The sequence below is a fragment of the Streptococcus sp. SR4 genome (assembly GCF_000517725.1).
GTDB lineage: Bacteria > Bacillota > Bacilli > Lactobacillales > Streptococcaceae > Streptococcus > Streptococcus salivarius_F.
Map to the genome: position 1 here is coordinate 1 of NZ_AZYW01000061.1, position 1,040 is coordinate 1,040.

At 35.4% G+C, this 1,040-nt stretch carries 1 protein-coding gene; it reads right to left on the reverse strand.

Annotated features, from left to right (window positions below; genetic code table 11):
- Positions 1–258: 258 nt before the first annotated feature.
- On the reverse strand, positions 259–1,040 hold a 782-nt coding region (locus HMPREF1519_RS07645), incomplete at its 5' end, for an N-acetylmuramoyl-L-alanine amidase family protein (protein WP_037611784.1).

Genomic DNA, 1,040 nt, shown 5'->3' on the forward strand with positions numbered 1-1,040 from the left:
AGAAAAGCGACTTATAAAGTAAATTTCACAATTTTAGCAGTCATAAGAGTTAAAAAAATCCAGGACCTGAGCCCTGGATTTAGGAGATTATGAAAAAGAAAAGTTTTAGGATGGTTATAGTATATAAAGCAAAGCCTAAAGTTTTCTTAAAGTAGACAAAAATTATTTTCTTGGATTTTTAAAAGGAAGTTGAAATTAATCAACTTCCTTAGTATAGATGTCTTATAAGAATAATTTTAGTCGATTTTCGGACTTAATTTACAATTGATTTGCACGTCCATTTTCATCAAAGTGATAAGTCACACCATTGATGGTACGTGTTTGGTTGGTTACGAGCTCCCCAGAGTTTTCATCGTAGTAACGAGTCCCCTTGTAGTCTGTAACGAAATTGCCTTTAATTTGCTTACCTTGATAATCAAAGTAGAGGTGTTGACCATTGATGACTTGATCAAATAGAAGAGCCTTTCCATCGTTACCGAAGTAGTACCAGTGTCCATCTGCATAGACGAATTGGTTGGTTACAGCAGCACCTGTTTCAGCGTCGAAGTAGTAAGTTGGGTTGTCTTCTGCTCTGCTAAGAAAAGAAATATAAAACTTAGGTCCAACTAATTTTCCACGAACTTGTTCGTTTGTTTCGTATTTGTTCATTGGATTGGCAGAGAAATAGTAAAGTTTCCCATCAATTTTTTTGAAACCTGCGACTTTTTTACCATTTTCTAGGTAGAACCAACTACCGCGAGATTTAACAAAACCAGTTTTTTCTACAGCTTCGCCAGTTTCATCATCATAGTAAGGTGGATTTTGATATATGTTAAAGGAACCACGAAGAACCTTTCCGTTTTGCTCAACATAGTAATCCTTACCGTTAACACTTATACTTCCAGTTCGTCCATTACTGCTAAAATAGTATAAATCGTCACCAATTTTAATAAACTGATCACGAGGGAGCTCTTTCCGTGCGCCAGTATCTTTATCGTAGTAGTAACCATCAAGAACAGTATCTTTAGCTTGTACACCATTATAGTCAAAGTAAACATGTA